Annotated in this window: 26 protein-coding genes; 22 read left to right on the forward strand and 4 right to left on the reverse strand. The window is 40.9% G+C overall.

All coding sequences use genetic code 11. The annotated features are described in order from the left end of the window. The first annotated feature begins 116 nt into the window (after positions 1 to 116). The 7 genes from UNSWCS_RS05140 to UNSWCS_RS05170 all read left to right on the forward strand — a co-directional run bounded on the left by UNSWCS_RS05140 (position 117) and on the right by UNSWCS_RS05170 (position 6,588). On the forward strand, positions 117 to 2,048 hold the full coding sequence (locus UNSWCS_RS05140) for a flagellar assembly protein A (protein ID WP_021087616.1): 1,932 nt from the start codon (positions 117 to 119) through the stop codon (positions 2,046 to 2,048). Beyond that, positions 2,048 to 2,602 carry a Holliday junction branch migration protein RuvA gene (gene ruvA / locus UNSWCS_RS05145; RefSeq protein ID WP_021087610.1) on the forward strand — a complete coding sequence of 185 codons (555 nt, stop codon included), beginning with the start codon at positions 2,048 to 2,050 and terminating at the stop codon, positions 2,600 to 2,602. Before UNSWCS_RS05140 ends, ruvA begins: the two co-directional genes overlap by 1 nt. A gap of 11 nt (positions 2,603 to 2,613) precedes the next feature. After that, positions 2,614 to 3,654 (forward strand): D-alanine--D-alanine ligase, encoded by a 1,041-nt coding sequence (locus tag UNSWCS_RS05150; protein WP_021087634.1) that lies wholly within the window; start codon positions 2,614 to 2,616, stop codon positions 3,652 to 3,654. 64 nt (positions 3,655 to 3,718) lie between these two features. Further along, positions 3,719 to 3,949, forward strand: coding sequence for a type II toxin-antitoxin system Phd/YefM family antitoxin (locus tag UNSWCS_RS05155; RefSeq protein WP_002942153.1), 231 nt, complete (start codon positions 3,719 to 3,721; stop codon positions 3,947 to 3,949). Further along, positions 3,939 to 4,724: an alpha/beta fold hydrolase gene (locus tag UNSWCS_RS05160; RefSeq protein WP_021087608.1), complete on the forward strand. Its 786-nt coding sequence runs from the start codon at positions 3,939 to 3,941 to the stop codon at positions 4,722 to 4,724. Before UNSWCS_RS05155 ends, UNSWCS_RS05160 begins: the two co-directional genes overlap by 11 nt. Continuing rightward, the gene (locus UNSWCS_RS05165; RefSeq protein ID WP_021087615.1) at positions 4,721 to 6,145 is read left to right on the forward strand and encodes a Mur ligase family protein; all 1,425 of its coding nucleotides are present in this window, start codon (positions 4,721 to 4,723) and stop codon (positions 6,143 to 6,145) included. The genes UNSWCS_RS05160 and UNSWCS_RS05165 overlap by 4 nt, the downstream gene beginning before the upstream one ends. Then, on the forward strand, positions 6,142 to 6,588 hold the full coding sequence (locus UNSWCS_RS05170; protein ID WP_021087628.1) for a hypothetical protein: 447 nt from the start codon (positions 6,142 to 6,144) through the stop codon (positions 6,586 to 6,588). The genes UNSWCS_RS05165 and UNSWCS_RS05170 overlap by 4 nt, the downstream gene beginning before the upstream one ends. Before the next feature lie 208 nt (positions 6,589 to 6,796). Here UNSWCS_RS05170 and UNSWCS_RS12340 read toward each other — a convergent pair whose 3' ends face one another. From UNSWCS_RS12340 to pta, 4 genes are read right to left on the reverse strand one after another with little or no spacing between them, the layout of a single operon-like run. Then, the gene (locus UNSWCS_RS12340) at positions 6,797 to 7,282 is read right to left on the reverse strand and encodes an NINE protein (RefSeq protein ID WP_051267827.1); all 486 of its coding nucleotides are present in this window, start codon (positions 7,280 to 7,282) and stop codon (positions 6,797 to 6,799) included. Between the two features lie 21 nt (positions 7,283 to 7,303). Continuing rightward, on the reverse strand, positions 7,304 to 8,368 hold the full coding sequence (locus UNSWCS_RS05180; RefSeq protein ID WP_021087606.1) for a tyrosine-type recombinase/integrase: 1,065 nt from the start codon (positions 8,366 to 8,368) through the stop codon (positions 7,304 to 7,306). Between the two features lie 2 nt (positions 8,369 to 8,370). Then, positions 8,371 to 9,564, reverse strand: a complete 1,194-nt coding sequence (locus UNSWCS_RS05185) for an acetate kinase (protein WP_021087626.1) — start codon at positions 9,562 to 9,564, stop codon at positions 8,371 to 8,373. Between the two features lies 1 nt (position 9,565). Beyond that, a complete protein-coding gene (gene pta / locus UNSWCS_RS05190) occupies positions 9,566 to 10,933 on the reverse strand; it encodes a phosphate acetyltransferase (RefSeq protein ID WP_021087613.1) in 1,368 nt (455 codons plus the stop codon). A 66-nt stretch (positions 10,934 to 10,999) separates the two neighbouring features. Between pta and flgH the strand changes: the two genes are divergently transcribed. From flgH to hypA, 15 genes are all read left to right on the forward strand, one after another. Further along, positions 11,000 to 11,707: a flagellar basal body L-ring protein FlgH gene (gene flgH / locus UNSWCS_RS05195; RefSeq protein ID WP_021087623.1), complete on the forward strand. Its 708-nt coding sequence runs from the start codon at positions 11,000 to 11,002 to the stop codon at positions 11,705 to 11,707. Positions 11,708 to 12,052: 345 nt separating this feature from the next. Continuing rightward, positions 12,053 to 13,198 carry a hydrogenase small subunit gene (locus UNSWCS_RS05200; RefSeq protein WP_002940950.1) on the forward strand — a complete coding sequence of 382 codons (1,146 nt, stop codon included), beginning with the start codon at positions 12,053 to 12,055 and terminating at the stop codon, positions 13,196 to 13,198. Positions 13,199 to 13,207: 9 nt separating this feature from the next. Further along, positions 13,208 to 14,926 (forward strand): nickel-dependent hydrogenase large subunit, encoded by a 1,719-nt coding sequence (locus UNSWCS_RS05205; protein WP_021087605.1) that lies wholly within the window; start codon positions 13,208 to 13,210, stop codon positions 14,924 to 14,926. Positions 14,927 to 14,935: 9 nt separating this feature from the next. After that, positions 14,936 to 15,616 (forward strand): Ni/Fe-hydrogenase, b-type cytochrome subunit, encoded by a 681-nt coding sequence (gene cybH, locus UNSWCS_RS05210; protein WP_021087640.1) that lies wholly within the window; start codon positions 14,936 to 14,938, stop codon positions 15,614 to 15,616. Then, positions 15,616 to 16,158, forward strand: a complete 543-nt coding sequence (locus tag UNSWCS_RS05215) for a HyaD/HybD family hydrogenase maturation endopeptidase (protein ID WP_012001820.1) — start codon at positions 15,616 to 15,618, stop codon at positions 16,156 to 16,158. The genes cybH and UNSWCS_RS05215 overlap by 1 nt, the downstream gene beginning before the upstream one ends. Further along, the gene (locus UNSWCS_RS05220) at positions 16,155 to 17,627 is read left to right on the forward strand and encodes a hypothetical protein (RefSeq protein WP_021087633.1); all 1,473 of its coding nucleotides are present in this window, start codon (positions 16,155 to 16,157) and stop codon (positions 17,625 to 17,627) included. Before UNSWCS_RS05215 ends, UNSWCS_RS05220 begins: the two co-directional genes overlap by 4 nt. After that, the gene (gene hypF / locus UNSWCS_RS05225) at positions 17,611 to 19,836 is read left to right on the forward strand and encodes a carbamoyltransferase HypF (protein ID WP_021087600.1); all 2,226 of its coding nucleotides are present in this window, start codon (positions 17,611 to 17,613) and stop codon (positions 19,834 to 19,836) included. The genes UNSWCS_RS05220 and hypF overlap by 17 nt, the downstream gene beginning before the upstream one ends. A gap of 45 nt (positions 19,837 to 19,881) precedes the next feature. Next, a complete protein-coding gene (gene nikR / locus UNSWCS_RS05230; protein WP_021085835.1) occupies positions 19,882 to 20,295 on the forward strand; it encodes a nickel-responsive transcriptional regulator NikR in 414 nt (137 codons plus the stop codon). 363 nt (positions 20,296 to 20,658) lie between these two features. Continuing rightward, positions 20,659 to 21,921, forward strand: a complete 1,263-nt coding sequence (locus UNSWCS_RS05235; RefSeq protein ID WP_021087637.1) for a DUF2157 domain-containing protein — start codon at positions 20,659 to 20,661, stop codon at positions 21,919 to 21,921. Then, the gene (locus UNSWCS_RS05240) at positions 21,918 to 22,550 is read left to right on the forward strand and encodes a GDYXXLXY domain-containing protein (protein ID WP_021087635.1); all 633 of its coding nucleotides are present in this window, start codon (positions 21,918 to 21,920) and stop codon (positions 22,548 to 22,550) included. The genes UNSWCS_RS05235 and UNSWCS_RS05240 overlap by 4 nt, the downstream gene beginning before the upstream one ends. Positions 22,551 to 22,673: 123 nt before the next feature. Beyond that, complete coding sequence (hypB, locus tag UNSWCS_RS05245) at positions 22,674 to 23,486, forward strand: hydrogenase nickel incorporation protein HypB (RefSeq protein WP_021087642.1); 813 nt, start codon at positions 22,674 to 22,676, stop codon at positions 23,484 to 23,486. Continuing rightward, entirely contained in the window at positions 23,486 to 23,725 is a 240-nt protein-coding gene (locus tag UNSWCS_RS05250) for a HypC/HybG/HupF family hydrogenase formation chaperone (RefSeq protein WP_009293878.1), read from the forward strand. Before hypB ends, UNSWCS_RS05250 begins: the two co-directional genes overlap by 1 nt. Then, positions 23,725 to 24,813, forward strand: coding sequence for a hydrogenase formation protein HypD (gene hypD, locus UNSWCS_RS05255; protein WP_021085824.1), 1,089 nt, complete (start codon positions 23,725 to 23,727; stop codon positions 24,811 to 24,813). The genes UNSWCS_RS05250 and hypD overlap by 1 nt, the downstream gene beginning before the upstream one ends. 8 nt (positions 24,814 to 24,821) lie before the next feature. Beyond that, positions 24,822 to 25,814, forward strand: coding sequence for a hydrogenase expression/formation protein HypE (hypE, locus tag UNSWCS_RS05260; protein ID WP_021087618.1), 993 nt, complete (start codon positions 24,822 to 24,824; stop codon positions 25,812 to 25,814). Further along, a complete protein-coding gene (gene hypA, locus UNSWCS_RS05265; RefSeq protein WP_021087609.1) occupies positions 25,814 to 26,155 on the forward strand; it encodes a hydrogenase maturation nickel metallochaperone HypA in 342 nt (113 codons plus the stop codon). The genes hypE and hypA overlap by 1 nt, the downstream gene beginning before the upstream one ends. Positions 26,156 to 26,176: the final 21 nt, after the last annotated feature.

Below are 26,176 nucleotides of genomic sequence, written 5' to 3' on the forward strand. Positions count from 1 at the left end.
CCTAGTAAATTTAAAAACGCAATAGTAACAAAAGATGCTTTAAAGCTTACATAACCCAAATTTAATAAAGTTTTAGAGATAATAAGAGCCAAAATTTTATGTGAAATGGATCAAATTTGAGCGAGAACGTGCAAGAAAACGAGAGATTTTTACCGCCAACGCAAATTCAAACTTCTACGCCTTATCTATCGCTTAAAGAGCTAAGCAAACAATATAGCGTGCCGGTGGAATTTGTGGATTTTAGGCTTTCAAACATCCTCACATACTATAAAAACAAAGATAACGTCGAGCCAGTTTTTGTCCCTGAAGAAAATTTAAGCTTTTTTGATGACAACACATTTTATCTCGACGAGACGCTAGAGATCGAGCAGGTCTATGACGTGGAGTTTTTTGACGTTAGACTAAATGCCACGCCAAAGTTGCCAAAGATAGACATCGGCGTAAATTCAACCATCACAAAGGTCATCGCAAAGGTTAGAGCTAGCAAAGAGTGCGAATATGAGCAGCACTACGAAGATAAGCTTTTTGAATACATCGCAAAGCAGCTTATGAAAGCTCAAATTTTAATAAGCATAAGGATCGGCAAGCTAAAAGAAGAACTAAAACAAATCGCCTCAATAATTCACGTAAAGGGCGAGCTTGACAAGGACTACACGCTAAATTTAACCCAGGGCATCAACCCTAAAAAAGCGATCGATGCAAAGATCATCTACTACTACAAAGATAAACTTGATGGGTTAAAAGACGAAGATAAGGTTGATTACGCTGATAGGGGCTTTGTCTTTGGCGTGGCAAAAGATGAAGTGATAATGGAGGAGAAAAAGTCACACGAGGGCGCAAATGGACGCGACGTAAGAGGCAAGCTTATAGAGGTTGCAAAGCCAAAAGAAGAGAGTGAAAAAGAGATAAGCATAAGCGAAAATATCGAGCGCGTAGAAAATGACGAGAGCATAAAATATATCGCTAAAAAAGCAGGCTACGTGGTCGAGAAAAACGGCTCTTTTGATATAGAAGAGCACATAGAGATAAATGAAGCAAATTTTAAAACGACTGGCTCGATCCAAGCAGGCACCGACACAAACGTCACATTAGTAGTTCGTGAGACTGACACGATAAAAGACGCTATCGGCACTGGTATCATCGTGGAGGCTGATGAGATCGAGGTAAAAGGAAACGTCGGCGCAAATGCGATGGTCAAGGCAAATGATGTAAATATCGGCGGACAAACGCACCAAAAGGCTAAAATTTACGCCAAACACGCCAAAATTTCTATCCACATCGGTAAGGTAGAGGCTGAAAGCGTCGAGATAGATAGGCTTGAAGGTGGCACTGTCATAGCAAAAAGAGTGAAGATAAATAGCGTAGTTGGTGGCTCTATAACAGCTCAAAATATCCAGATAGACACGCTTGGCTCAAACTGCACCATCACAGCCTCGCACCTAATTGACGTTAGATATCTAAGAGGCACTGATAATAAATTTATCATCGACGCCAGCAAGATGCCTGAGAGTGCGGAGGCTACGCAAGATCAGCTAAGCAAGATAGAGAGCACCAAGTCTGAGCTGGCTACGCTTCTAAAAAACATAGAGAGCAAGAAAAATGTCATCAACGAGAACAAAGACTCGATATATACGATAAAAGCTAAGATCGAGGAGCTCTCAAAAGCCAAAGTGATACCGCCAGTTACATTTATGAAAAAGCTAAAAGAGTATCAAGGGCTCGTTAATGAATATAACACCTTGCTTAGGATATTTAAAGAGAAAAAAGAGCTTTTGGCTGATCTAAAAGATGAGCTTGAGATCATGCAAAATGGCATATTCTCAGCCAAAGTGATAAACAGAGGCAACTGGATCGAGCTCAATGAGATAAGATTTGTCATCGTCGATCCTCCGCAAAATGTCACCTATATCTCGAAGCAAAACGAGACCGCTCACGTCATCACGCTAGATAAATTTGATAACGGCGGCGAGGTCGAATACAAGATCAAAAAGTCAAACAAACTTGAAGACTACGCGGATATAAATTTCATGGAACAAAAGGTTAAATGATGATAAAAGCAATCGAAGGCGTCGTTACAAAAAAAGAGCCTGCATTTGCCATACTTAAGACAAATAGCGGCGTAAGTTATGGGATTTTCATCTCGCTTTTTTGCTCAGCAAAACTTAGTAAAGGCGAAAAGGCCGAGCTTGCCATAACGCAGATCATAAGAGAGGACGCAAATTTACTCTACGGCTTTTTAGACGCAAACGAGCAAAAGATGTTTGAGATGCTCATCAAGCTAAATGGCATCGGAGCTAGCACAGCGATGGCGGTTTGCTCAAGCCTTAGCTCGCAGGCATTTACAAACGCCATAATAAGCGGCGACGCTGACACTTTTAAAAGCGTGCCAGGCATCGGACCAAAGACAGCTAGGCGAATAATAGCCGAGCTAAGTGATGCAAAACTAATAAGCGACGAAAGCGTGCCAAGCTACCAAAATGAGGCACTTTTGGCACTTGAGGCGCTTGGTTTTAAGCGTGAGAAGATAGTGAAAATTTTGCCTGATTGTAAGAGTGAAAACACGAGCGATCTTATAAAAGAGGCACTTAAAAAACTAGGATAAGGATAAAAAAGATGAATTTAGGCGTGATTTTTGGGGCAAAGAGTTTTGAACATGAGATAAGCATAGTAAGCGCGATAGTTTTAAAAAACGTCCTAAAACAGGAGCTAAAATTTATATTTTGCGATGCAAATAGGGACTTTTACCTGATCGAGCAAAAAGATATGAGGGCAAATTTCTTTAGCTCTGGCAAATATAAAAACTCAAAGAAGCTATCTTTGGCAAAGGGCGGCTTTTACGCGCACTCGCTTTTTGGCGCAAATAAAGTTGAATGTGACGTCGTTATAAATTTGATCCACGGCATGGACGGCGAAGATGGCAAGATAGCGGCACTTTTTGACTTTTACGGGGTCAAATACATAGGTCCAAGGCTTGAAGCAAGCGCGCTTAGCTACAACAAAGAGCTTACTAAATTTCTAGCGCAAAAGGCTGGTGTAAAGGCGCTTGACTATGAGATGCTAACTCGTCAAAGTGAGCCAAAATTTCACTATCCTATTATATTAAAGCCAGCAAGGCTAGGCAGCAGCATCGGCGTGAGCGTCGTGCATGATGATAGTGAGCTTGCCTACGCAAAAGACGTGGCGTTTGAATTTGACAAAGATGTTTTAGTAGAGCCCTTTATAAAAGGCGTCAAAGAGTACAACCTTGCAGGCTGCAAGATCGATGGAAAGATCAAATTTTCTATCGTCGAAGAGCCAAAAAAGAAAGAATTTCTTGACTACGAGCAAAAATATCTAAGTTTTTCAAATGAAAATAAGGTAAAAGAGGCGGAAATTTCTGAAGAGCTAAAACAAAAGCTTAAATTTAACTTTTCTAAAATTTATGATTGCGGATTTGACGGAGCGATCATTAGATGCGACTTTTTCGTGATAGATGGCGAAGTCTATCTAAACGAGGTCAATCCAAACCCAGGCAGCCTTGCAAACTATCTATTTGAAGACTTTGAGAGCACGCTAAACGCCCTTGCAAACTCACTTCCAAAAGAGCGTGAGATAAAGATTGATTATAAATTTATAAACTCGATCACTTCGGTAAAAGGTAGCGGCAAGCTCTAGGCTATTTAGCGATATATAAAGTAGTTTGTGATATTTTACGTAAAATTTTACATAAAGAGCGACAATGGTAACTTTTACAAAAGATGAAATTTATACGGCAACCGAGGTGGTTAGAAATTTTAGCTCAGTGCTTTCTCGTGTGGGAGCTAGCGAGCTAAAGCGCGCTGTCATCGTTAAAAACAATAAATTTGAAGCAGTCCTTTTAAATATGGAGGAGTATGAGCGCCTTTGCGAGGCTGTAAGCGTGCTTGAGAGCATTTACGCTGCTAAAAAGAGAGAAAATGATGGCGAGTAGGGCAGTCAAATACGGCTCAGACGAGTATGAGATCAGCTACGAAGTAGTAAATCCAAAATGCAAAAAGATAGTGCTCTTCTTGCATGGCTGGGGCGCAAACAAAGAGATAATGAAAAAGGCTTTTGGGCACTATCTAAATGACTTTTGTCACGTCTATATCGACATGCCAGGCTTTGGCAAAAGCTCTATTTTTAAGCCTTTAAGAACAAGTGACTACGCAAAGATCGTTGCAAATTTCTGTGACGAGCTACAAATAAAACCAGACATCATCGCAGGACACAGCTTTGGCGGCAAGGTCGCAACACTTCTAAAACCACCATATCTAGTGCTTTTAAGCTCTGCTGGCATAGTTGTCAAAAAGCCATTTATCGTGCGAGCAAAGATAGCAATTTTTAAAATTTTAAAGATATTTGGCTTTGGTAAATTTTACAAACTCTTCGCCACAAAAGATGTGAGCGGCATGAGCAGAGTGATGTATGAAACCCTAAAAAACGTCGTTGATGAGGATTTTACAAAGCATTTTGCTGACTTTGGCGGCAGGGCTTTTATCTTTTGGGGAGAAAATGACAAGGCAACACCCGTAACAAGCGGCGAGAGCATAGATAGACTTATTAAAAATAGCTCATTTTTCCCACTTAGCGGCGATCACTTTTTCTTTTTGCTTCACGCTAAATTTATAAGTGACGAGATAGAAAAAGGGATAAATTTTGAGCCAAATGAAGCAAAAAATGTCGTATTAGATGACGATGAGAGCGGGATCGAGGAGATAAGATGAGTATATTTTTAAGTCTAAGCACAGTTTTATTTATCTTTGCGCTTGCTTTTTATGTGATCACTTGCTTCCAGTGGTTTTCTTATAGGCCTGAGCGCGTACTCTTTCACTTCACAAAGCCCGCTTGGCACGTATTTTTCTTTATAGTGCCTTTGGTACTGTTTTGCACGACTGGCAAGTGGTTTTTTATCTATTTTTACTTTGCGCTTTTGCCAGCTCTTTATCTTTGGCATAAAAAACTTGATAAAAAGCTGGTCTTTACAGCTAGGATCAAGCACTTTTTTGTGATCCTTGCTTGCGCTATCATCTTAAACTACGCTTTAAATTTCATCATCCACAAGGCATTTTTGGCTCCTATGCCACTTTTTGTCTTAGTAGTGAGCCTGTTTTTTAGTGAAATTTTAGAAAAAATCAAATTTCAAGGCTTTAAAAACAAGGCGCTTAAAAAACTGGGCGCAAACAAAGAGCTAAAGATCATCTTGATCACCGCAAGCTACGGCAAAACGAGCATCAAAAATTTCTTATTTGAAATTTTAAAAGATAGCTTTGCCTGCTACAAAACGCCTCGTAGCGTAAATACAATGGCTGGCATCATCAAAGATATCAACGAAAACTTAAGCGAGCAAACGCAAATTTACATCGCAGAAGCAGGCGCTAGGCTAAAGGGCGACATCCTAGAGATCACTAAATTTCTAAATCCACAAATCGTCATCGTTGGCGAGATCGGCGCTCAGCACATAGAGTATTTTAAAACGCTTGATAATATCCGTGCAACTAAGCTTGAAGCACTGCAAAGCACTCGCTTGCAAAGGGCATTTTTACATAGCTCGACAAAAAAAGAGGCAAGCGAAAATGTGGAAATTTACGACGAAAGTCTAAAAGATATAAATGCAAATTTAGATGGAATTTCATTTATGCTTGATGGCAAGAGTTACGCTTCACCCTTGCTTGGCAAATTTAACGCTACAAATTTAGCCGTCTGCATCAAGGTGGCAAGATACCTAAAAATGAGCGATGAGGCGATAAATAGTGCGCTATCTAAGATGAAAAACGTCGAGCACCGCCTAAGCAAGATCGAGGCTGGTGGCAAGCTGATAATCGATGATAGCTTTAATGGAAATTTCTCAGGCATGAGCGCAAGCTACGAGCTTGTAAGCACTTACGCTGGCAGAAAAGTGCTGCTAACGCCTGGTATCGTCGAGAGCGATGCAGAGCAAAATGCAAATTTAGCCAAGGTGATAAATGAAATTTTCGATCTTGTCATCATCACAAGCTCACTAAACGCCGAAGTCTTGTTAAAACACATCGTAAAACCAAAGATCATCATCCTAAAGGACAAGAATAAAATGCAAGAAATTTTAGCCCAAAACACGCACGCTGGCGATCTTATACTATTTTCAAATGACGCACCGAGTTTTATATGAAAAAGATAGTTTTTTTAGCTCTAATCTTAAGCTTAGCCTCAGGCTTTGACATCGACGACTACGACAGGGGCAACGAGGCTAGAAATACCGGAGACTACGCAACTGCGTATGAAATTTTTTATGATGGTTGCGAGCAAAAAGATGTTCTTTCTTGCGAGGCTTTGGGCGATATGTTTGTAAATGAAGAGATAAACGAGCAGATGGATAATGATCTAAAAAAGCACTCAAATATCGAGCTTGGAGTGAGCTATTTTATGAAAAGCTGCGATCTTGGCTATCAAAACGCCTGCGATGACGTACTAAGCCTAAGGGACGATCTAAACATCACCTTGCCATCTGGTGTCTATGAAAACGCAAAGGCTAGATATGATGAGCTTTTTGAAGAGTTTAAAGAGCAAGAAGCGAATAAAACTATCGAAGCTGAAGAGCCAGCTAAAAAGTAAATTTAAGCTTGTGAGATTAAATTTAAACTAATTTTTTCGTGGCATAGAAATTGATCTATTTGCAATAAATTTAATCGATAAATTTACTTGAATGCTAGAGCAAAGCTATTTTGCGTTGCGAACATCTACCGCAAATTTAGCTTTTACTCTAACGATTAGTCAAACAAGCATAAACACGAAAATTTTACTGCTTTCTTCATGATAAATTTCACTCGTCTATCGCCTTTGATATCTTTTCTAAATTTTGCTTTCTTACGCTCTTATCAGTGATAAAAAGATCTATGACCCACCAGATGATTATAATAATTTCAAAAATGTTGATAATCTTAGAATATGTTTTAGCCAAATCCATTAAATATAGCATTTCTTCAGGGGTTATCCATTCGTCCACAGAAATTATTACCTTAGAAAATAAGAAAATAAAAACTATATATAAAATAAAAAGAGCAAGCTTTGCTAGACCAAGGGCAGTTTGTCCTATCATAAAGCGATTTACGCCAAATACTCCAAAGATGAAGCTACCCACCCAAAAGACAATCGTAGGTGATTTTAAGTTAAGCTGTGGGATTTTTGAAACCAGATCATTTATTTTTGTTTCATCAAAAGAGTTGAGCTTGTCTTCTAATGTTTTTAGCTGAGCATGATTTTTTGGCAGCTTATCTTGTAACATTGCTATAACAGAACTTGCGTTCATTTTCTATCTTTTTTGTAAATTTTACTCGCCAGCCAAGTCTTCAGCCACTTTTGCAGCAAGTTTTAGCTTGTCACTATCAAAGTGCGTATAAATTCGCGAGGTGTTTAGGCTTGCATGCCCAAGAGCTTCTTGCACTAGCACAAGGTCTTTTTGCTTTTTATAAAGCATCGTTGCAAAGGTGTGGCGCAGCATGTGAGCGCCGTTTTTCTCTTTTTTGATACCTGCTTTAAATAAAATTTGCTCCACGATACGGCTAACATAAGCCTGCGTGAGCCTTGTGCCTTTTTTATTTATAAAAAGGTAGCCCTCTTTGTTTATGTAGTTTATGGCGATTGCGTTTAGATGAGCTTCGATTAGGTGACGCTTTATCATTACGATGCGGTATTTGTTGCCTTTGCCACGGATCCTAATGATAAAAAGATCGCCATCTTCGGTGATATCTTTTCTCTTTAAATTTAGCGCTTCACTCACACGAATTCCAGTAAAAATGATAGTTTTGATGATGAGCTTGTTGCGGTTTGAGTTTTGCTTAAAGTCGCTCTCCTCGATCGCTTCAAGAAATTTCTTTACCTCCTCTTCGCCCATAAACTCAGGCAGCTTTTGCCCTTTGTTACCACTAACGCCACCCCAGTTTTTTAAATTTATATCAAAAACATGAGCCTTGCCGTCTTCTTCGTTTTGCTTGTCTAAAAAGGCAAAGAAATTTATCACTGAAATTCTGTAGTTTTTCTTGCTCGCATCACTTAGTCCGCCAGTGGTGCTGGCTAGAATTTCACTTAGTAGCTCTTCATCGATCTGTTTTAGACTGCTAAGCTCATAAAATTTCATCGTCTCATATATCTTTTTAAGTGGGTTAAAGTAGGTATTTATGCCAGTTAGCCCCGCATTTCTAGCGCTTTTTACCAGCCCATCAAGCTGCTCTATGTTTTTTATCTCGCGGCTTAGGGCAAAATTTACACTAGCAAGCGCTTTTGGGTCTCTTAGCTCCTTGTTTGAAAGCGAACTAAGTTTAAATTTGACATAGCGAGTTAGCCAAAATATAAATGAGTTTTCAAAACTATCTTTACAGTCAAGTGGAAATTTCATGCTTAAAGCGTTCTCTCTTTTATTACTCTGGCTGTCTCTATGGCGATCTCAAGCTCTTCGTTGGTTGGGATGATGAGCGTTTTTATCTTAGCGCCTTCTTCATCTATGCACCTCTCGCCTCTCACGTCAGAGAAATTTAGCTCGTGGTTTATGTGGATGCCAAGATGTTTTAGATCGTCGCAAATTTTTTGCCTTGTGTTTGGCGCATTTTCGCCGATACCGCCAGTAAATATGAGCGCATCAACGCGCCCCAAAATGGCGTAGTATGAGCCGATGTACTTTTTCACTCGGTAACAAAACATATCAAATGCAAGCTTTGCGCGCTCGTCGTTTTGCATCTTGGCTACGACCTCTCTCATGTCGCTTGAGCCACAAATTCCAAAAAGTCCGCTCTTTTTATTTAAGAAGTTATCGATCTCGTTCCACTTTAAAACGCCGATATTTAGTAGGTAGATGACTACGGCTGGGTCCATATCGCCGCTTCTTGTGCCCATTATGAGACCTTCAAGCGGGCTAAGACCCATCGAGGTGTCGATACTTTTGCCATTTTGCACAGCACAAGCTGAGGCGCCGTTGCCTAAGTGAAGCGAGATAGCGTTAAATTTATCAAACTCTATGCCTAGCATTTTGGCTGCTTGCTTACAGACATATCTGTGTGATGTGCCGTGAAAGCCGTATTTTCTGATGTGATGGGTCTTGCAAACGTCGTATGGTAGGGCGTAGCGGTAGGCGTACTCTGGCATGCTTTGATGAAAAACGGTGTCAAAAACGACCACGTGAGGCACATTTTTGCTCTCTTTCATCGCGTTTTTGATGCCAGCAAGGTGCCCTGGGTTGTGAAGTGGGGCAAGCGGGCTTATCTCCTCGATCTTTTTGATGACGCTCTCATCAACGATCATCGAGCTAAAAAAGCTCTCGCCACCATGCACTATCCTGTGTCCGATGCCGTCAAGCTCGCTTAGATCGTGCAGTGTATGCGAGGTGGTAAAGAGTTCGTTTATCGCCTCAAGTCCGTCGTGGTGGTCTTTTATGAAGCGTTTTATCTCATAAACTTCGCCATTTGCTTTTAGCACGGCTCTTGAGCTGTTACTACCGATTTGCTCGACTAGACCGCTTGCTAGACTTGTTTTTGTCTGCATTTCAAAAAGTTGAAATTTTATCGAGCTGCTACCTGAGTTTAAAACTAAAATTCTCATATCACTCTCCTGCTTGTATCGCGCTTATTAAGATGGTATTGACCACGTCTTCAACGAGGCAGCCGCGGCTTAGGTCATTTACTGGCTTTTTTAGCCCTTGAAGGATCGGGCCAACTGCTAGGGCATTTGCACTTCGCTGAACTGCCTTATAGCAGATGTTTCCGCAGTTTAAATTTGGAAATATAAAGACATTTGCCTGCCCAGCGACATCGGAATTTGGCATCTTTTTGCTAGCCACGCTTAGATCAACTGCCGCGTCAAACTGAATTGGCGCTGCAATCTTTAAATTCGCATCAAGCTCGCTCGCCTTTTTGGCAGCCTCTTTTACAAACTCCACGTCAGCCCCGCTGCCACTATCAGCAGTTGAGTAGCTTAGCATGGCGATTTTTGGGCTAAGTCCAAAGGCACTTGCTGTTTGAGCGCTACTTAGTGTGATGCTAGCTAGCTCGTCTGCGCTTGGATTTGGCGTGACGGCGCAGTCTGCAAAGAGTAAAATTTCTTCTTCAAGTGCCATGAAAAATGCCCCGCTTACCACGCTTACATTTGGCTTTGTTTTTATGATCTGAAGAGCAGGCCTTATCGTATCAGCCGTGCTCATCGTAGCGCCACTTACCAAAGCATCTGCTATGCCTTCATGTATTAGCATCGTGGCAAAGTAAATTTTATCTTTTGCAAGTGCGTTTGCCTTGGCTTCGTCCACGCCTTTATGCTTTCTTAGCTCATAAATTTTCTTTGCAAATTTATCCGTTAGCTCATTTTGTGCTGGGTTTAGAACCTTTGCTTTGCTTAAATTTAGCCCCAAAGTGGCTGCTTTTTTTGAAATTTCACTCTCAAGGCCTAGTAAGATGATATTTGCCGCACCTTTTTCTAGCACGATGTGAGCTGCTTTTAAAATTCTCTCATCATCACTTTCAGGCAAAACGACGGTTTTGTTTGCCGCTTTGGCTCTTTTTAGAAGCAAGCTTTGAAATTTAAATGGTGTGATGATCTCGTGCTTGTAGCTTAAAATTTCATCAAATTTATCAGTTATTAGAAGCTTTGAGTTTAAATTTAGTGCCCTTAGCTCGCTTGCGTTTTTATCAAAGACTGGAGCGTTTAAATTTCTAGCTAGCTTTAAATTTAGCTCGCTCTTGCCAAAGACGCTAAAGCCCTCACAGCCAACGACTATGATAAAGTCGCTTCTCTCCTTTAGCTCTTCAAATTTATCTATAAATTTTAAAAAAAACTCCTTTTCATTTAAATTTATTAGATTTTTTTTGTCATTTTCGTCTGGAGTTATCTTAAAGATCTCAACTTTTTTGAATTTTGTAGCTATAATTTCCTGCAAACATGCTAGATTTTTGTCTGAAAAAATGTAACAACTTTTCATTTGTGACCTTTTTGGGAACTTAAATTGCTTAATCTTAGCACAAAGATACTTATTTTAAGGCATTTTATGAACTATAAAAAGATTTGGCTCGTCACATTTGCGGGCATTTTTTACACAGGTTGCACCCCAAGTGCAGATCCTCATATCAATATGAAACCTCCAGTTTATGTCGAGCAACTCCCTTCAAAAGATAGTGGCAGCGGTCAAAGCAACGCCGGCAGCCTCTTTGGCAAGGGCGAAAATCCGCTATTTTCAGATAGAAAGGCGATGAATGTAAATGACATCGTAACCATCGTCATCTCAGAAAATGCAAGTCAAATTTCAAGCGGCAGCAAAAGCACCAACAAAGATAGCACCGTCTCACTTGGCGGCGGCGTTTTCACGGCTGGAGCCGCACCGCTCTCAACTGTGGCTGATAATCTAAACAAATACGGCGACATCGGCTTTAAAGCAGGTGGTGGTAATAAATTTACAGGTAGTGGCACGAGCAACAGAAGCGAGAAATTTACCGCAACCATCTCAGCTAGGATTATCAAGATTCTAAATAACGGCAACTACTTTATCGAGGGCAGCCGCGAGCTACTTATAAACGGCGAAAAACAGATCATGCAAGTAAGTGGCGTCATCAGACCTTACGACATCTCGCAAAACAACGAAATCGACTCAAAATACATAGCCGACGCCAAAATTTTGTATAAAACCGAGGGCGAGCTAGACAAATCAACCAAAAAACCTTGGGGCACAAGGCTTATGGAGGCTATCTGGCCATTTTAATGCAAATTTAAAAGCCTAAATTTAACCCATTTAGGCTTTTAAAAATTTATACTTCAAATCCCTTTTTTCTTAAAAACACTAAATTATATTTTTTAAAAATTATTAAAATTTAATTGATATTTACTTTCAGAAAAATAAAATTTTTGCCATATCATTTCTCAAAAATAGGATAAAATCTCGCTAAATATTATTTTATAGCATATTTTAAAGATATTGATAAAAGGCATTTAAAATTTTATTATTAAAATTTATTTAAATATAACTACTAATATTATAAAATAATTTTACTCTTTTTAAAACAAAGATACTATACATATAAAACAAATTTCTAACGAAGGAGCTTATATGAATAATGACTTGCGTCAAAAGATAAATAGACGCTTAAGCGAACTTAGTGCATTGCCTAAGATGAAAAATGACACTAGTATTGCGCAGCTTTTAAAAGATAAGGGCTTTACTAGGCGTGATTTTATGAAGTGGGCTGGTGCGATGACAGCTTTTATGGCATTGCCAAGCGCGATGACACCGATGGTTGCTCGTGCTGCTGAGCTAAGCGATAGGCTCCCTGTGATATGGCTTCACATGGCAGAATGCACTGGCTGTAGCGAGGGCTTGCTAAGAACTGACGCTCCAAGCATAGATAGCCTTATATTTGACTACATAAGCCTTGAATACCACGAAACTATCATGGCAGCTGCTGGCTGGCAAGCTGAAGAAAATTTAGAACATGCGATAGAAAAATATAAAGGCAGATACATCTTGCTAGTTGAGGGTGGCGTGCCAACAGGAGCTACTGAGCACTTTTTAACAGTCGGACCTCATGGCACAAGCGGCAAAACTCATGCTGTAAATGCCTCTGCTAACGCTGCTGCTATCTTTGCCATTGGCACCTGTTCTAGCTTTGGCGGTATCCAAGCAGCTAAGCCAAATCCAACAAATTCAGTCGGTCTTTCAAAGGTGACTGATAAGCCAGTCATAAACGTGCCAGGCTGTCCTCCAAGCGAGAAAAACATCGTTGGCAACGTGCTTCACTACTTGCTATTTGGCACCTTGCCTGCACTTGATGTTTATAACAGACCAAAATGGGCTTATGGCTTAAGAATTCACGATCTTTGCGAGAGACGCGGACACTTTGATGCAGGCGAATTTGTCCAAAGCTTTGGCGACGAGGGCGCAAAAAATGGCTACTGCTTATATAAAGTAGGCTGTAAAGGTCCATATACATTTAATAACTGCTCACGCGAGAGATTTAACCAGCACACATCATGGCCAGTTCAAGCAGGACACGGCTGTATAGGCTGCTCAGAGCCAGACTTCTGGGATACGATGGGGCCGTTTGAAGAGCCGATGGCTGATAGGCTATTTGACACTGTTTTAGGGCTTGGCGCTGATAATGTAAGTGATAAAATAGGCATTGGAATTTTAGCTCTAGCAGGTATCGGCATAGCGGCTCACGCTGCACTAGCTTGTATGAGTAAAGATAAAGAATAAGGCGAAAAAATGAGTGAAAAAAGAATAGTAATAGACCCTATAACACGTATCGAAGGGCACTTAAGAATAGAAGTCGTAGTCGATGAAAACAACGTTGTCAAAGAGGCTTACTCTGGCTCAACTCTTTGGAGGGGCTTAGAGCAGATCGTAAAAAACAGAGACCCAAGAGATGCTGGCTTTTTCATGCAAAGAATTTGTGGTGTTTGCACATACTCACACTACCGAGCAGGCATAGTCGCAGTTGAGAACGCCCTTGGCATCAAGCCTCCGCTAAATGCCGAGCTAACTAGAACGCTCATGAACGCAGCTTTATATCTTCACGATCATATCGTGCATTTTTATCAGCTCCACGGCATGGACTGGGCGGACGTCGTCTCTGCACTAAGCGCTGACGTGCATAAAGCTAGCGAGGAGGCGTTTAAATACACAAGCACGCCATTTGCAACAGGCGCAGACAAGCTAAAAGAGGTAAAAGAGAGGGTTGAAGCCTTTGTTAAAAAGGGCAACCTTGGACCATTTGCCAACGCATACTGGGGACATAGCACATATAAATTTACTCCAGAGCAAAATTTGATCGTCCTCTCTCACTATCTTGAGTGTCTTAGTATCCAAAGAACAGCAGCTCAGATGATGGCTATCTTTGGCGCGAAAAACCCACACCCACAAAGCCTAACAGTTGGTGGCGTGACCTGTGTGATGGACCTTATGGATCCAGCTAGAATGGGCGAATATATGAGTAAATTTGCTGAGATCAAAGAATTTGTTGATAGAGCTTACTACCCAGACATTTTGATGGCGGCTAAGGCTTATGCAAATGAGCCAAGCGTTCTAAACGATGTTGGCGTATCAAATTTATTCTGCTACGATGAGTTTTTGATCGGCAAAAATGATCATCTATTTAAAGGCGGTATCATCTTAAATGGCGATCTTAGCAAGGTTTATGACATAGACGAAGACAAGATCACAGAAGAGGCGACAAGGGCTTGGTATAAAAATGACAAAGCGCTTCATCCATATGATGGTGAGACTGAGGCAAACTATACTGGCCTTGTCGATGGCGAGAGCATAGACGGCGAAGGCAAGCTAGCTCACAGCAAGCTTTTTGACACAAAGGGCAAATATAGCTGGATCAAAGCGCCAAGATATGACGGCATGCCTATGCAAGTAGGACCGATCGCAAGCATCGTCATAAACTACGCTAAAGGCAACGAGAGAGTTAAAAAGGTAGTTGATGAGTTTTTGGCAAAGAGTGGCTTGCCACTAAGCGCGGTCTTTTCAACTCTAGGCAGAACCGCTGCTCGTATGCTTGAAGCAAAAGTTGTCGCAGAGCACACGATGGACGCATTTAATGCCCTGATCGAAAATTTAAAGACAGATCAAGAGACCTGCACAAAATATGTAATCGATAACAAAAAAGAATATAAAGGAAATTTTCAAGGCAACGCTCCACGAGGCGCGCTAAGCCACTGGTGCCGCATAAAAGATGGCGTCATCTCAAACTGGCAAGCAGTCGTGCCAAGCACTTGGAATGCCTCTCCAAAAGATGCCAAAGGTCAAATGGGCAGCTACGAGGCGTGCTTAGTTGGTATGAAGATCGCTGATCTTTCAAAACCACTTGAGATAATACGAAAAATTCACTCTTACGACCCTTGCATCGCGTGTGCCGTGCATGTTATGGATACGAAGGGAAATGATTTGAGTACTTATAAGATAAATCCAAATTTGTAAGGAGAAAAGATGTCACATAAAAATCCTGACAGGATCAGCGAATACGAATTCTCCATCGGCGTTAGGCTGACACACTGGATTAGATTTATAGCTATCACGCTTTTGATTGTGAGCGGCTACTACATCTCTTATGTCTTTATGAGTCCAGAGATCACGAGCGAGCCTACAAATTTCATGCAAGCAAAGTGGCGTTTGGCGCACCAGGTCGCTGGCTTTGTGCTAATAGCGGTATTTATCTTTAAATTCTATCTATTTGTCTTTGATAAACACAGCAAAAAAGAGTGGATGAGCGTGCTTGACTTTTTAAGTCCAAAAGTTTGGATAGCGCAGATCAAGTACTACATCTTTATGGGCCCACACCCGCATTTAAGGGGCGTTTATAACCCATTGCAGTTTGCCTCATACTTTTTCTTTTACGTGATCTTGGCGCTCATTTGCCTAACTGGCCTAGTGCTTTACGCTCACGTTTATCACAATGGGCTTGGCGGAGCGATCTACGAGCCAGCGAGATACTTTGAAGAGCTTATGGGCGGGCTAGCAAATGTTAGAACGATACATAGAATTTGCATGTGGATCATCATGATATTTGTGCCAATTCATGTTTATATGGCGATATTTAACGCCGTTAAAGGTAAAAATGGAGCGATGGACGCCATCGTTAGTGGCTATAAATTTGTAAAAGAACACTGATGAGAGTGCTTGTTCTTGGCATTGGCAACGTGATGTTTGCTGATGAGGGCATAGGTGTTCATTTTGTAAATTTGATGGCTAAAAACTATAAATTTACAAGTTCTAAAAACGAGCTTACATTAATGGACGGGGGCACTTTAGCCCTCGCTCTAACTCACATAATAAGCGAATTTGACTATCTTATCGTCGTTGATTGCATTAGCGCAAATGGCGCAAGCGTGGGTGATGTTTATTTTTTTGACTTTCTAAACGTGCCAAATTTTATCAGCTGGGACGGCTCGGCTCACGAGATCGAGATGCTTCAAACCCTTCATCTAATGGAGCTTGCGGGTGATAGGCCGACAACCAAAATCCTAGGCATCGTGCCTAGCCGCATAGAGTCATCAAATTTTAGCCTCTCAGATGAAGTGATAAAAGCTTCTAATATCCTAGAAAAAACGCTACTTGATCACTTAAAAGAGCTTGATTTTAAGTGCGAGAAGGTAGCAAATTTCACCTTAAACGACACCCTCGATGACTACGCCAAAAAAGGTTTAAAATGATACTTGCTTTTAAATTTGACTGCTTTAAAGAGCCAGCATTTTTGGCGCCATTTTTACGCTCATTAGCTGGGGAGCTTAAGCACTCTATAAGCTGTAAAAATGATCAAATTTGCCTAAAAGTAAGTGGCTCAAATGGGGAGCTTAGCGCCCTAGCAGACAGAGCAAGCGCCATTTTGCCTTATAGCCTTTTTATAAAGCATAGCGAGGTCGATGTGGCAGATGAGCTTGACGTGGCAGATGAGATTAAAAAGATAAAATTTGGCACGCTTAGCCCATCTCAAGCGGCGGCATTTTTGGCTAATGGCAAGGCTATTTTAAATGAAAGTGGCACGCTTGCTTGGAGTAAATTTGATGGCGAGATAACGCTTGATAATTTTAATGAAAAGCTAAAAGCCTGCCTAAATTTATTAAAAAACGGCAAGGGCATTTGCGTAGAGCAAGATGAAAATTTATATGAAATTTCTCTTGGGGTGAAATTTGATGCAAATTTCTTGATGCCTGTAAATTTAAAACAGCTACCTAAAATTTTCATCGCCGATGATAGGGCGCAGATCGCGCTTGCTAGCTTTGAAAAGCCACTTTTGGCACTAAAAACGACAGCCATTTACAGGCAAAACCACGAGGACGCACCGCTATTTTTTGACGTGATGGCGCCAAATGACCTTTTTCTTTACGCCCTTTGCGAGCAGCTAAATCAAGATGGCTTTAGCTTTTTAAGCGTTACTGTAAAGGAGCAAAAAAACGCCCTTTTAAGGCTAATTTTGCTTGAAAATAGCGCTCTTTTAAGCCCATTTTTTTACACAAAAGATGAGGAATTTGAGCTTGAGAGTTTTGGCGAAGTGGCTTTGGGGCTTAAATTTAGCAAATTTGGCGATGATGAAATTTGCCTGCTTTCAAAATCAAGCAAAACGCAGCTTCTATTTTTACCAAAATTTAGCAGCTTTGAAGAAATTTATGAGCTCATAAGGGCTGAGGATGGCGGCAAAAGGCTACTTGAAAACTTTAGTAAAGAGCACGCCCTGCCAAGCGGTAAATTTAGCTCAAATGCTAGCTTTTTCTCGCTATTTTGCATAGCTGGACGTTTGCTTGGCTTAAGTGATGAGTTTAAAAGAGCAGGGGAGAATTTGCTTCTAATGGCAAGCGATTTTAGCGGTCAAAAGGGCGTTAGGATAGATTATAAGATGAAAGATGACTTTGGTTTAGACGGGGTTAAGTTTGTAAAAAGTATCATTTCATTTATCCTTGCTGGTGCTGGAGAGAAGAATATCAGCTTTGGTTGCACCGAGTCTTTAGCGCATTTTTTGAGCGATTTTAGCTATGAAAAACGAGATAAATTTAACATTAAAAATGTTACTTTAAGCGGGGATTTATTTTATAATAAGGTAGTTAGCAACTTGATAAAAAAGCACCTAAACCCAAATATAAAAACAAATTTTGACCCCGGATTTGGCGTTGAGATCAAGCTTTAGATATGAGATCAAAGGCTTAGTTCAAGGCGTTGGTTTTAGACCTTTTGTCTATACTTTGGCGGACAAATTTAAGCTTATTGGCGAAATTTACAACGATGATGAGGGCGTGAAGCTAAATTTTAGCGGCGAAGAGGCTAGCTTTTTGGCTTTTGAAAAAGAGCTTTATGAGAAGCTACCAGCCCTTGCTAGGATCGATGAACTGCATAAATTTAAGATAGATAAAATTTATGAAAAGCTTGAGATCATCGCCTCAAAGGCAGCGACCAAACAAGCGCCCATTTTGCCTGATTACGCACTTTGTGACGACTGCTTGCGCGAGTTTTATGACCCCACAAATCCACGCTACAAATACCCATTTATAAACTGCACCAACTGCGGACCGAGATTTTCCATCATTAAAGCATTGCCCTATGACAGGGTAAATACGATGATGAGCGAGTTTAAGATGTGCGAATTTTGCGAGAGCGAGTACAAAGACCCGCTTAATCGCCGCTACCACGCAGAGCCGATCTCTTGCCCAAACTGCGGACCAAAGCTCTATCTAAAAGATAAATTTGGCAAAGTGCTTGCCAGTAAAAACGAAGCAGCCAAAGAGGCGGCTAGGCTCATAAACGAGGGCAAAATTTTAGCCATTAAAGGGCTTGGTGGCTTTCATCTAGTATGCGACGCAACAAATGAAGCTGCAGTTTGCGAGCTAAGAGCCAGAAAGCACCGCCCAAGCAAGCCCTTTGCTCTGATGAGTAAAAATTTACAAAACGCTAGAGAGATAGCGCAAATTTCAGAGGCGGAGGCGAAGCTTCTTAGCTCAAATTTAAAGCCGATCGTCTTGCTTGAAGCAAAAAACGGCTCAAATATCGCAAAAAGCGTCGCTCCAAATTTAAACAAGCTTGGCGTCATGCTCGCATTTAGTGGCATACATCTTTTGCTTTTTGACCACTTAGAACACGACATCATCGCAACTAGCGCAAACATCTCAGGCGAGGTTGTGATAAAGGACGAGAGCGAGCTAAGAGAAAAACTAGGTGAGGTTATAGACTTTTACCTTGATCACGACCGAGAAATTTACTCGCCAAGTGACGATAGTATCGCATTTTGCGTTGGAGATGAAGTGATTTTTACAAGAACAAGCCGCGGGCTAAATCCAAATTTCATCCATACAAATTTCAAGCAAAAAGGGACGTTTTTAGCCCTTGGAGCGGAGCTAAAAAGCTCATTTTGCATCTACAAAGACGGCCTTTTGATGGTTAGTCCATATATCGGCGATCTAAAAAACGTGGCGACTTTTGATAGGTTTAAGGACATTTTCACCCTTTTTGAAACGACTTATGATCTAAAAATAGACAAGGTCATAGCCGATCTGCATCCAAATTTTTTAAATACAAAATGGGCAAAGGATCAGGGCTTTGAGCTAGTTCATTTGCAGCACCACTACGCCCATCTACTAAGCGTAATATTTGAAAACGATCTAGCAGATAAAAAGTACCTTGGATTTTGTTTTGACGGCACTGGATACGGGGAGGACGGCAAAATTTGGGGTGGCGAGGTCTTTAGGCTTGATAAAAATAGTTACGAGAGAGTTTATCACTTTGATGAATTTAGCTTATTTGGCGGCGAAAATAGCATAAAAAATATCTATCTCATCGCTTATTCTATTATTTTGAAGTATGAGCTTGAAGACGAGGGGCGTAAATTTTTAGTAAATTTTGATGAAAAGGTGCTTCGAAATTTCAAAATGATGGAGCAAAAGGGGTTAAATTTAGTAAAAACTAGCTCTGTTGGTAGGATATTTGACGCATTTGGTGCGATAATATGTGGCATTTTTAGCTCAAGCTACGAGGGAGAGAGTGGCATGAGGCTTGAGGCACTTTATGATAAAAATTTAGATGCGTGTTACAGATTTAGCCTAAATGACGGAGTTATAGACTTTAAAGACGCCTTTAAAAGTGCTCTAAAAGATGAGCCAAGAGTGGCTGCAACGGCATTTATAAATGGCATGGCTGATATTATTTTTGAAATTTCTAAAAATGAAAAAAAAGAGATTTTACTAAGTGGTGGAGTTTTTCAAAATAAGACTTTGCTTGAGCTTATTTACAAAAAATTTACTGAAGCAAATTTGAAATTTTATATCAATAAAAAATTCTGCAGTAACGATTCTAACGTAAATTTAGGGCAAATTTATTATTATTTATCCACATTTTCTAATAAGTGATGTATAATGATTATAAACGGTAATCAAACGAGAAAGGAGCAAAAAATGGATAGTGTTATACGTTTTAGTGTCTCTTTGCCTAGTCAATTACTAGACGAACTAGATAGAAAAGTTAGCGAACAAGGCTACGCTTCTAGGAGTGAATTTACAAGGGATTTGATCCGTGAAAAGATCGTAAACGATAGCTGGAAGGACGCTAACGAGGAGTTGATTGGGGTTTTGACGCTCATTTATGTGCATCATCACAACGATTTGGTGAATAAAAAAATGGATATCGAGCATGACTCTGATGTGAAGATCATCTGCACAAATCACGTTCATGTCGATCACCACAACTGCTTAGAAACGATCTCGATAAGAGGTGAGGCTAGCAAGATTGAGCGCTTTGCTGACAGGATTGCTGGCTTAAAGGGTGTTAAGTTTTCTAAACTTACAAAGGCCGCTGTGCCTAAATTTTAAGCTAAAAGCTTTTTTGGCTCTTAAATTTAGGTTTTTTGCAAAATAGCTAGCAGCGTTTACTTGGCTGCAGAGCTTGTCTTATTTTGTCTTTTTGGTAGTTTTTAGCAGTTTTTGTGATCCATTTTTGCAAATTGATAGCGGGTTTTGCTATTTTTTGCTTGCCTGATATCTTTTTTGTGGCGAAAGTTTGATGACCGTTTGTTTTTTTACTTGGGCTTTGGCTAAAGCTAAATTTGCAAAAGCCCGCCCAAGTTTTTTGGCTTTTTAAATTTCTCCCTTTTTTGCTTTATTTTTGTTCTGGCATTTTTGGCGCTTGTATGCTATCATTAGCCACAAAAAAATGTCATTTAAAGAGAATGAAAGATGAATTTTTACAATAGAAATTTTCTAGCCAAAGAGCTAGATCGCTGGCAAAAAGAGGATGTGGTCGATAAGGCCACCGCTTTAAAAATAGCAAATTTATATGATATAGATCTAAACGCTCATAGCGAAAGGACTAGTTTTATCTTAAAGTTGGTTGCTTATCTCTTTTTCGCGCTGGCATTTTTTACCCTTGTTGGAGCTTACTGGGAGGAGATACCAAGGATGGGGCGCCTTGTCATCATCTTTGGCGTGCTTGCTCTTTTAAATTTTGGCGGAGTTTATTATCTCAAAAAGGGCAAAGATAAGCTTGGCACGGCTACGCTCTTTTTGGGAAATTTCTGCTACGGAGCAGCCATAGCGCTTATCGCTCAAATTTATAATATTAGCGACGAGCCAAGTGGCGGAGTTTTGCTCTGGAGCGTTGGAGCGATGGCGCTCTCTTTTGCTAGCAAAAAGCCCTTGCTGGTGGCTCAAAGCCTTGTTTTTGCGACGATCTGGTTTGTTTTAAAGGGCATGGGTGGCGAGTTTGCTTATGAATTTGTCGTCTTTATAGCCCTTGGCGCCTACACGCTTTACAAAAGTGACTCTATTTTTCTTGCCATTGTGCTTTTAGCGGATATATTTTTCTACATCGTTTCACTTTGCGCTAAGATCAGCGGGTTTAATGAATTTTATGACTATGATCTTATGTTTAGAGCGCCGATGGCTGCTACTTTATCGCTCTCATACGCGCTTTTACTTGTCGCGCTCTTTGGCACGTTAGCTGGCTTTAGAGATAGGCTAGCACACCTTGTAAGGGGCTTTGGCAAGTATCTTGGCATCATTATCTTGATCGTTTGTCTGATAGCTTATGCAAATGGCGATATCTACGAGCTAGAAGAAGATAAATTTTGGTTTGCAAAAGCATTTTTTTATAGCAGTTTTGGCAAGGTTTTTGCCGTATTTAGCATCGCTAGCATTGCGCTATTTTTCAAAGAGAAAAACAAAAGTGGCCTGCTTCTTGGCTTGATACTCTTTGCTTTGCCATTTGTCTTTAGCTTAGGCGTTGGATATGCAAATATCTTCTTCTCACTAGCAAACATCATCGTTGCAGCCGTGCTTATCAAAAATGGCGAGCTAACGCTTGGACTATGCATGATATTCTTAGTTGCGGTGGTTAGATACTTTGAACTAATAGGCGATTATTTGGGGGCTACGGCGCTATTTATCGTCTTTGCCTTCGTCGTGCTCGCAGTTGCTGCCAAAAAAGGAGGCAAAAAATGAAGATAAGATCACTGATACTAGCTATAATCTTTCAAATTTTACTAATAATTGCGATGCTTGCATACGCGCTCATGCCACTTTACCTTGGAAAAGAGGTAAAAGTGAGGGTAAATCTCTACGATCCAAGGGATCTCTTTCGCGGAAACTACGTGAGCTTGAGCTATGATTTTTCAGATTTTTCAAATCTGCAGCAGTCTAAATTTGATGAAAAAACTGGCGTTGAGATATATATATATGATAGAAATATCTCAAAAAATGATGAAATTTACGCCATTTTAAAGCAAGATGCTAATGCCACTTACGCTTTTGATAAATTTAGCTTTACTAAGCCAAAAGACGTTCTTTTCTTAGCTGGCAAATTTGATGGATATTTATTTGTAAAATATGGCATCGAAGAGTTTTACATGCCAACTAAAAAGGCAAAGCAAACTGAGCGAGAGATGATGGATCAAGATGTGGATACTGTTGCTGTTTTGATGGTGATGGATGATGGTAGGGCAAGGCTAAAAGATCTCATCATCACGCCAAATGGTAAAAAAAGAAGCAATGATGAAAATTTTGACGAAAATGGCTACACAGATGATAACGAGAGCTTTGAAGAGCCAGTTCGCTTGCAAGATCAAAGGTAAATTTAAAGGATGATTAAAAAACGGGTTAATTTATCTCATTTGCATAAAATGCCCTTAAATTTTAATTTTATTTTTAAATTTAAGCGTTAAAATCTCTGAAAATTAATAAAAAAGGATAATAAAATGTGTAAAGACTGCGGTTGTTCAATGGGTAATCACGCCCACACTCACACTCACGCTGATGGTACCACTCACTCACACCCACACACTCACGATGGGCATACAGATCACGCTCATGACGCACACGAGCATAGCCACGAGGCTCATGCACACCCTGTGCTAAACGAGAGCAAAACCATAGACGTGATAGAGAAAATTCTCTCTGAAAACGACAAAGAGGCCGCTCATAACAGAGCGCATCTTGATGAGAAAAAGATACTTTGTGTAAATTTGATGAGTAGCCCAGGCGCTGGCAAAACTACGCTTTTAGAGGCTACGATAAAGGCTAGTAAATTTAAAATAGGCGTTGTCGAGGGTGATTTAGAAACAAATCAAGATGCCGACCGCATAGTAAAAGCTGGCGCAAAAGCTCATCAGATAAGCACAGGCCAGACCTGCCACTTGGACGCTTTTATGGTGCATGAGGGGCTTCATCATCTGCCACTAAACGAGCTTGATCTAGTCTTTATAGAAAATGTTGGAAATTTAGTCTGTCCTGCAAGCTACGACGTTGGCTCGCACTTTAACGCTGTGCTTCTTTCAGTGCCAGAGGGCGATGATAAGGTTAGCAAATATCCAGTGATGTTTAGGGCTGCTGACGTGCTTTTGATCACTAAAGCTTCGCTCGCACCGCACTTCGACTTTGATATCGAGAGAGTGAAAAACGACGCTAGAAAACTAAATCCAAAGGTCGATATCTTTGTAGTAGATAGCAAAACAGGCGAGGGCATCGATAAATGGATAAGTTATTTGGAATTTAAAAAAGAGCTAAGATAATGTGCCTCTCGATCCCTTCAAAAGTAATAGAAATAGACGAAAACAACGTCGCTACCGTCGAGACTCTGGGCGTTACTAGAAAGGTAAGCCTAGATCTCATATCTGAAGAGGTAAAAGTTGGCGAATACGTGCTAATCCACGTTGGATACGCCATGCAAAAGATCGACACGCAGTTTGCGCTTGAGAGCTTGGAGGTCTATCAAAAGATCGCTGAGGATATGGACGCGGGGAAAATTTGATGGATCTTATCAATGACTTTCGCGATAAAAATTTAATCCTAGCCCTTTCAAAACTGATACAAAAAGAGAGCGTAAAACCGCTAAATATCATGGAAATTTGCGGCGGCCATACGCATAGCATTATGAAATTTGCACTGCCAAGCTTGGTTGGAGAGCATATAAATTTCGTCCATGGCCCAGGCTGTCCAGTCTGCGTGATGCCAAAGAGCCGCATAGACGAGGCCTGTAAGCTAGCCAGCATGGATAACGTTATCTTTTGCACGCTAGCTGACATGCTAAGAGTGCCTGGCTCAAAGACAAGCTTGCAAAAGCTTCGCGGCGAAGGACACGACATAAGGGCACTTTACACGCCACTTGATGCACTAAATATCGCTAAGCAAAATCCAGACAAAAAGGTTATATTTTTTGCCATTGGCTTTGAGACAACGACGCCGATGAGCGCAAATTTGGTTGAAAAAGTGGTGCAAGAGGGCATTAAAAATTTATACTTTCATATAAATCACGTGACCGTCCCAGCGCCAGTTAGAGCTATAATGAGCGATGAAAACGTAAGGATAGACGCATTTTTGGGACCAAGTCACGTGAGCGTCATCACGGGCAGTAAAATTTACAAAGAATTAGCGAGTGAATTTAAAAGGCCCATCGCCATTAGCGGTTTTGAGCCGCTTGACATCATGGCAAGTGTGCTAAATTTAGTCCGTCAGCAAAACGCAGGCACCTATGAAGTCTATAACGAGTACGCAAGAGCGGTCAAAGAAGAGGGCAACGTCAAGGCAAAAGAGCTCATAGCTAAGTACTTTGAGCCGTGCGACTTTGTCTGGAGAGGCCTTGGCGAGATAGCGCAAAGCGGCATGAAGCTAAAAGATGAGTTTGCCTATCTTGACGCTAGAGTGCAGTTTGACTGCAGTGTAGAGAGCGCTGGCGAGAGCAAGGCTTGCATTTGTGGGCAAATTTTAAGGGGGCTGGCAAAGCCGACTGATTGCAAGGTCTTTGGCAAGGTTTGCAACCCACAAAATCCGATAGGATCGTGCATGGTCTCAAGTGAGGGCGCTTGTGCGGCATATTTTAAATACGCAAGAGTTGGTTAAGGAATTTAATGAAAAAGATAATGCTAAGCCACGGCGGCGGCGGCGAGGAGATGAACTCGCTTATAAACGAGACGATATTTAAAATTTTTGATAATGAAATTTTAAGGCAGAGCAACGACTCAGCGATACTAAATTTAAACGGTAAGATCGCATTTAGCTCCGATAGCTTTGTGGTAACTCCCATTTTTTTTAATGGCGGCGACATCGGCAAGATCGCAGCTTGCGGCACTATAAACGACCTAGCGATGGTTGGAGCAAGCGCAAAATACCTAAGCTGCTCGCTCATCATCGAAGAAGGGCTTAGCATAGAAGAGCTTGAAAAGGTGCTTGGCTCGCTTGCAAAAACTTGCAAAGAGAGCGGTGTGAGCGTGGTTTGTGGCGATACGAAGGTCGTGCCAAAGGGCAAATGCGATAAGATTTTTATAAACACAGCAGGCATCGGCGAGATAGTTTGCGAAGGCGTGGAGCTTAAAAATTTAAAAGCAGGGGCTAAAATTTTAATCTCTGGAGATGTTGGCAGACACGGCGGCGTGGTGTTAGCAGCAAGAGAAGAATTTGAGCTTGGGCTTGATCTAAAAAGTGACTGTAAGAGCCTAAAAGAGGTTGTCTTAAAGCTATTTAGCGCTGGCATAAAACCACAAACTATGCGCGATGCGACTAGAGGCGGACTAAGTGCGGTGCTAAACGAGTGGGCTAAATTTAGTAAATTTGACATCTTAGTTTTTGAAGAAAATATCAAGGTTGCAGACGAAGTGATGGGCGTTTGTGAGCTATTTGGTTTTGAGCCTTATGAGCTCGCAAATGAGGGCACTTTTGTTATGGCTGTTGATGAGAGCCAGGCTGAGGACGCACTTGGGATTTTGCGAGAATTTGATAAAAATGCGATGATAATAGGCGAAGTAATGGAAGCTAAAAACGAGCGTGTTATCATCGAAAACGCCTATAAATCAAGAAGATTTCTCGAGCCGCCAAAGGGCGAGCTACTACCAAGGATCTGCTAATGCACGAGCTTAGTATCGTTCAAAATTTAGTTAGTCTTTGCGAGAAAAATGCCGCCAAAGAAAACGCAAAAGAGATAAGCAAGATCGAGATAAAGGTTGGTCGCTTAAGCGGAGTGGAGCCACACTATCTGGAGAGTGCATTTGATGTTTATAAGACTGGCACGATCTGCGAAAACGCCGAGCTTGTCATAAATTTACAAGGCATTGTTGTAGAGTGTTTGGACTGTGGATTTGGCGGGGAGCTTAGCGAAAATGACTTCACCTGTCCAAAGTGTAAAAGCCAAAATTTAAAGGTGACTGACGGCGAGGATATGTATCTCATGCGCCTTGAGATGAAGTAAAATTTTACGTATTATAATGCG

It is taken from the genome of Campylobacter concisus UNSWCS, from assembly GCF_000466685.1.
Taxonomy (GTDB): domain Bacteria; phylum Campylobacterota; class Campylobacteria; order Campylobacterales; family Campylobacteraceae; genus Campylobacter_A; species Campylobacter_A concisus_A.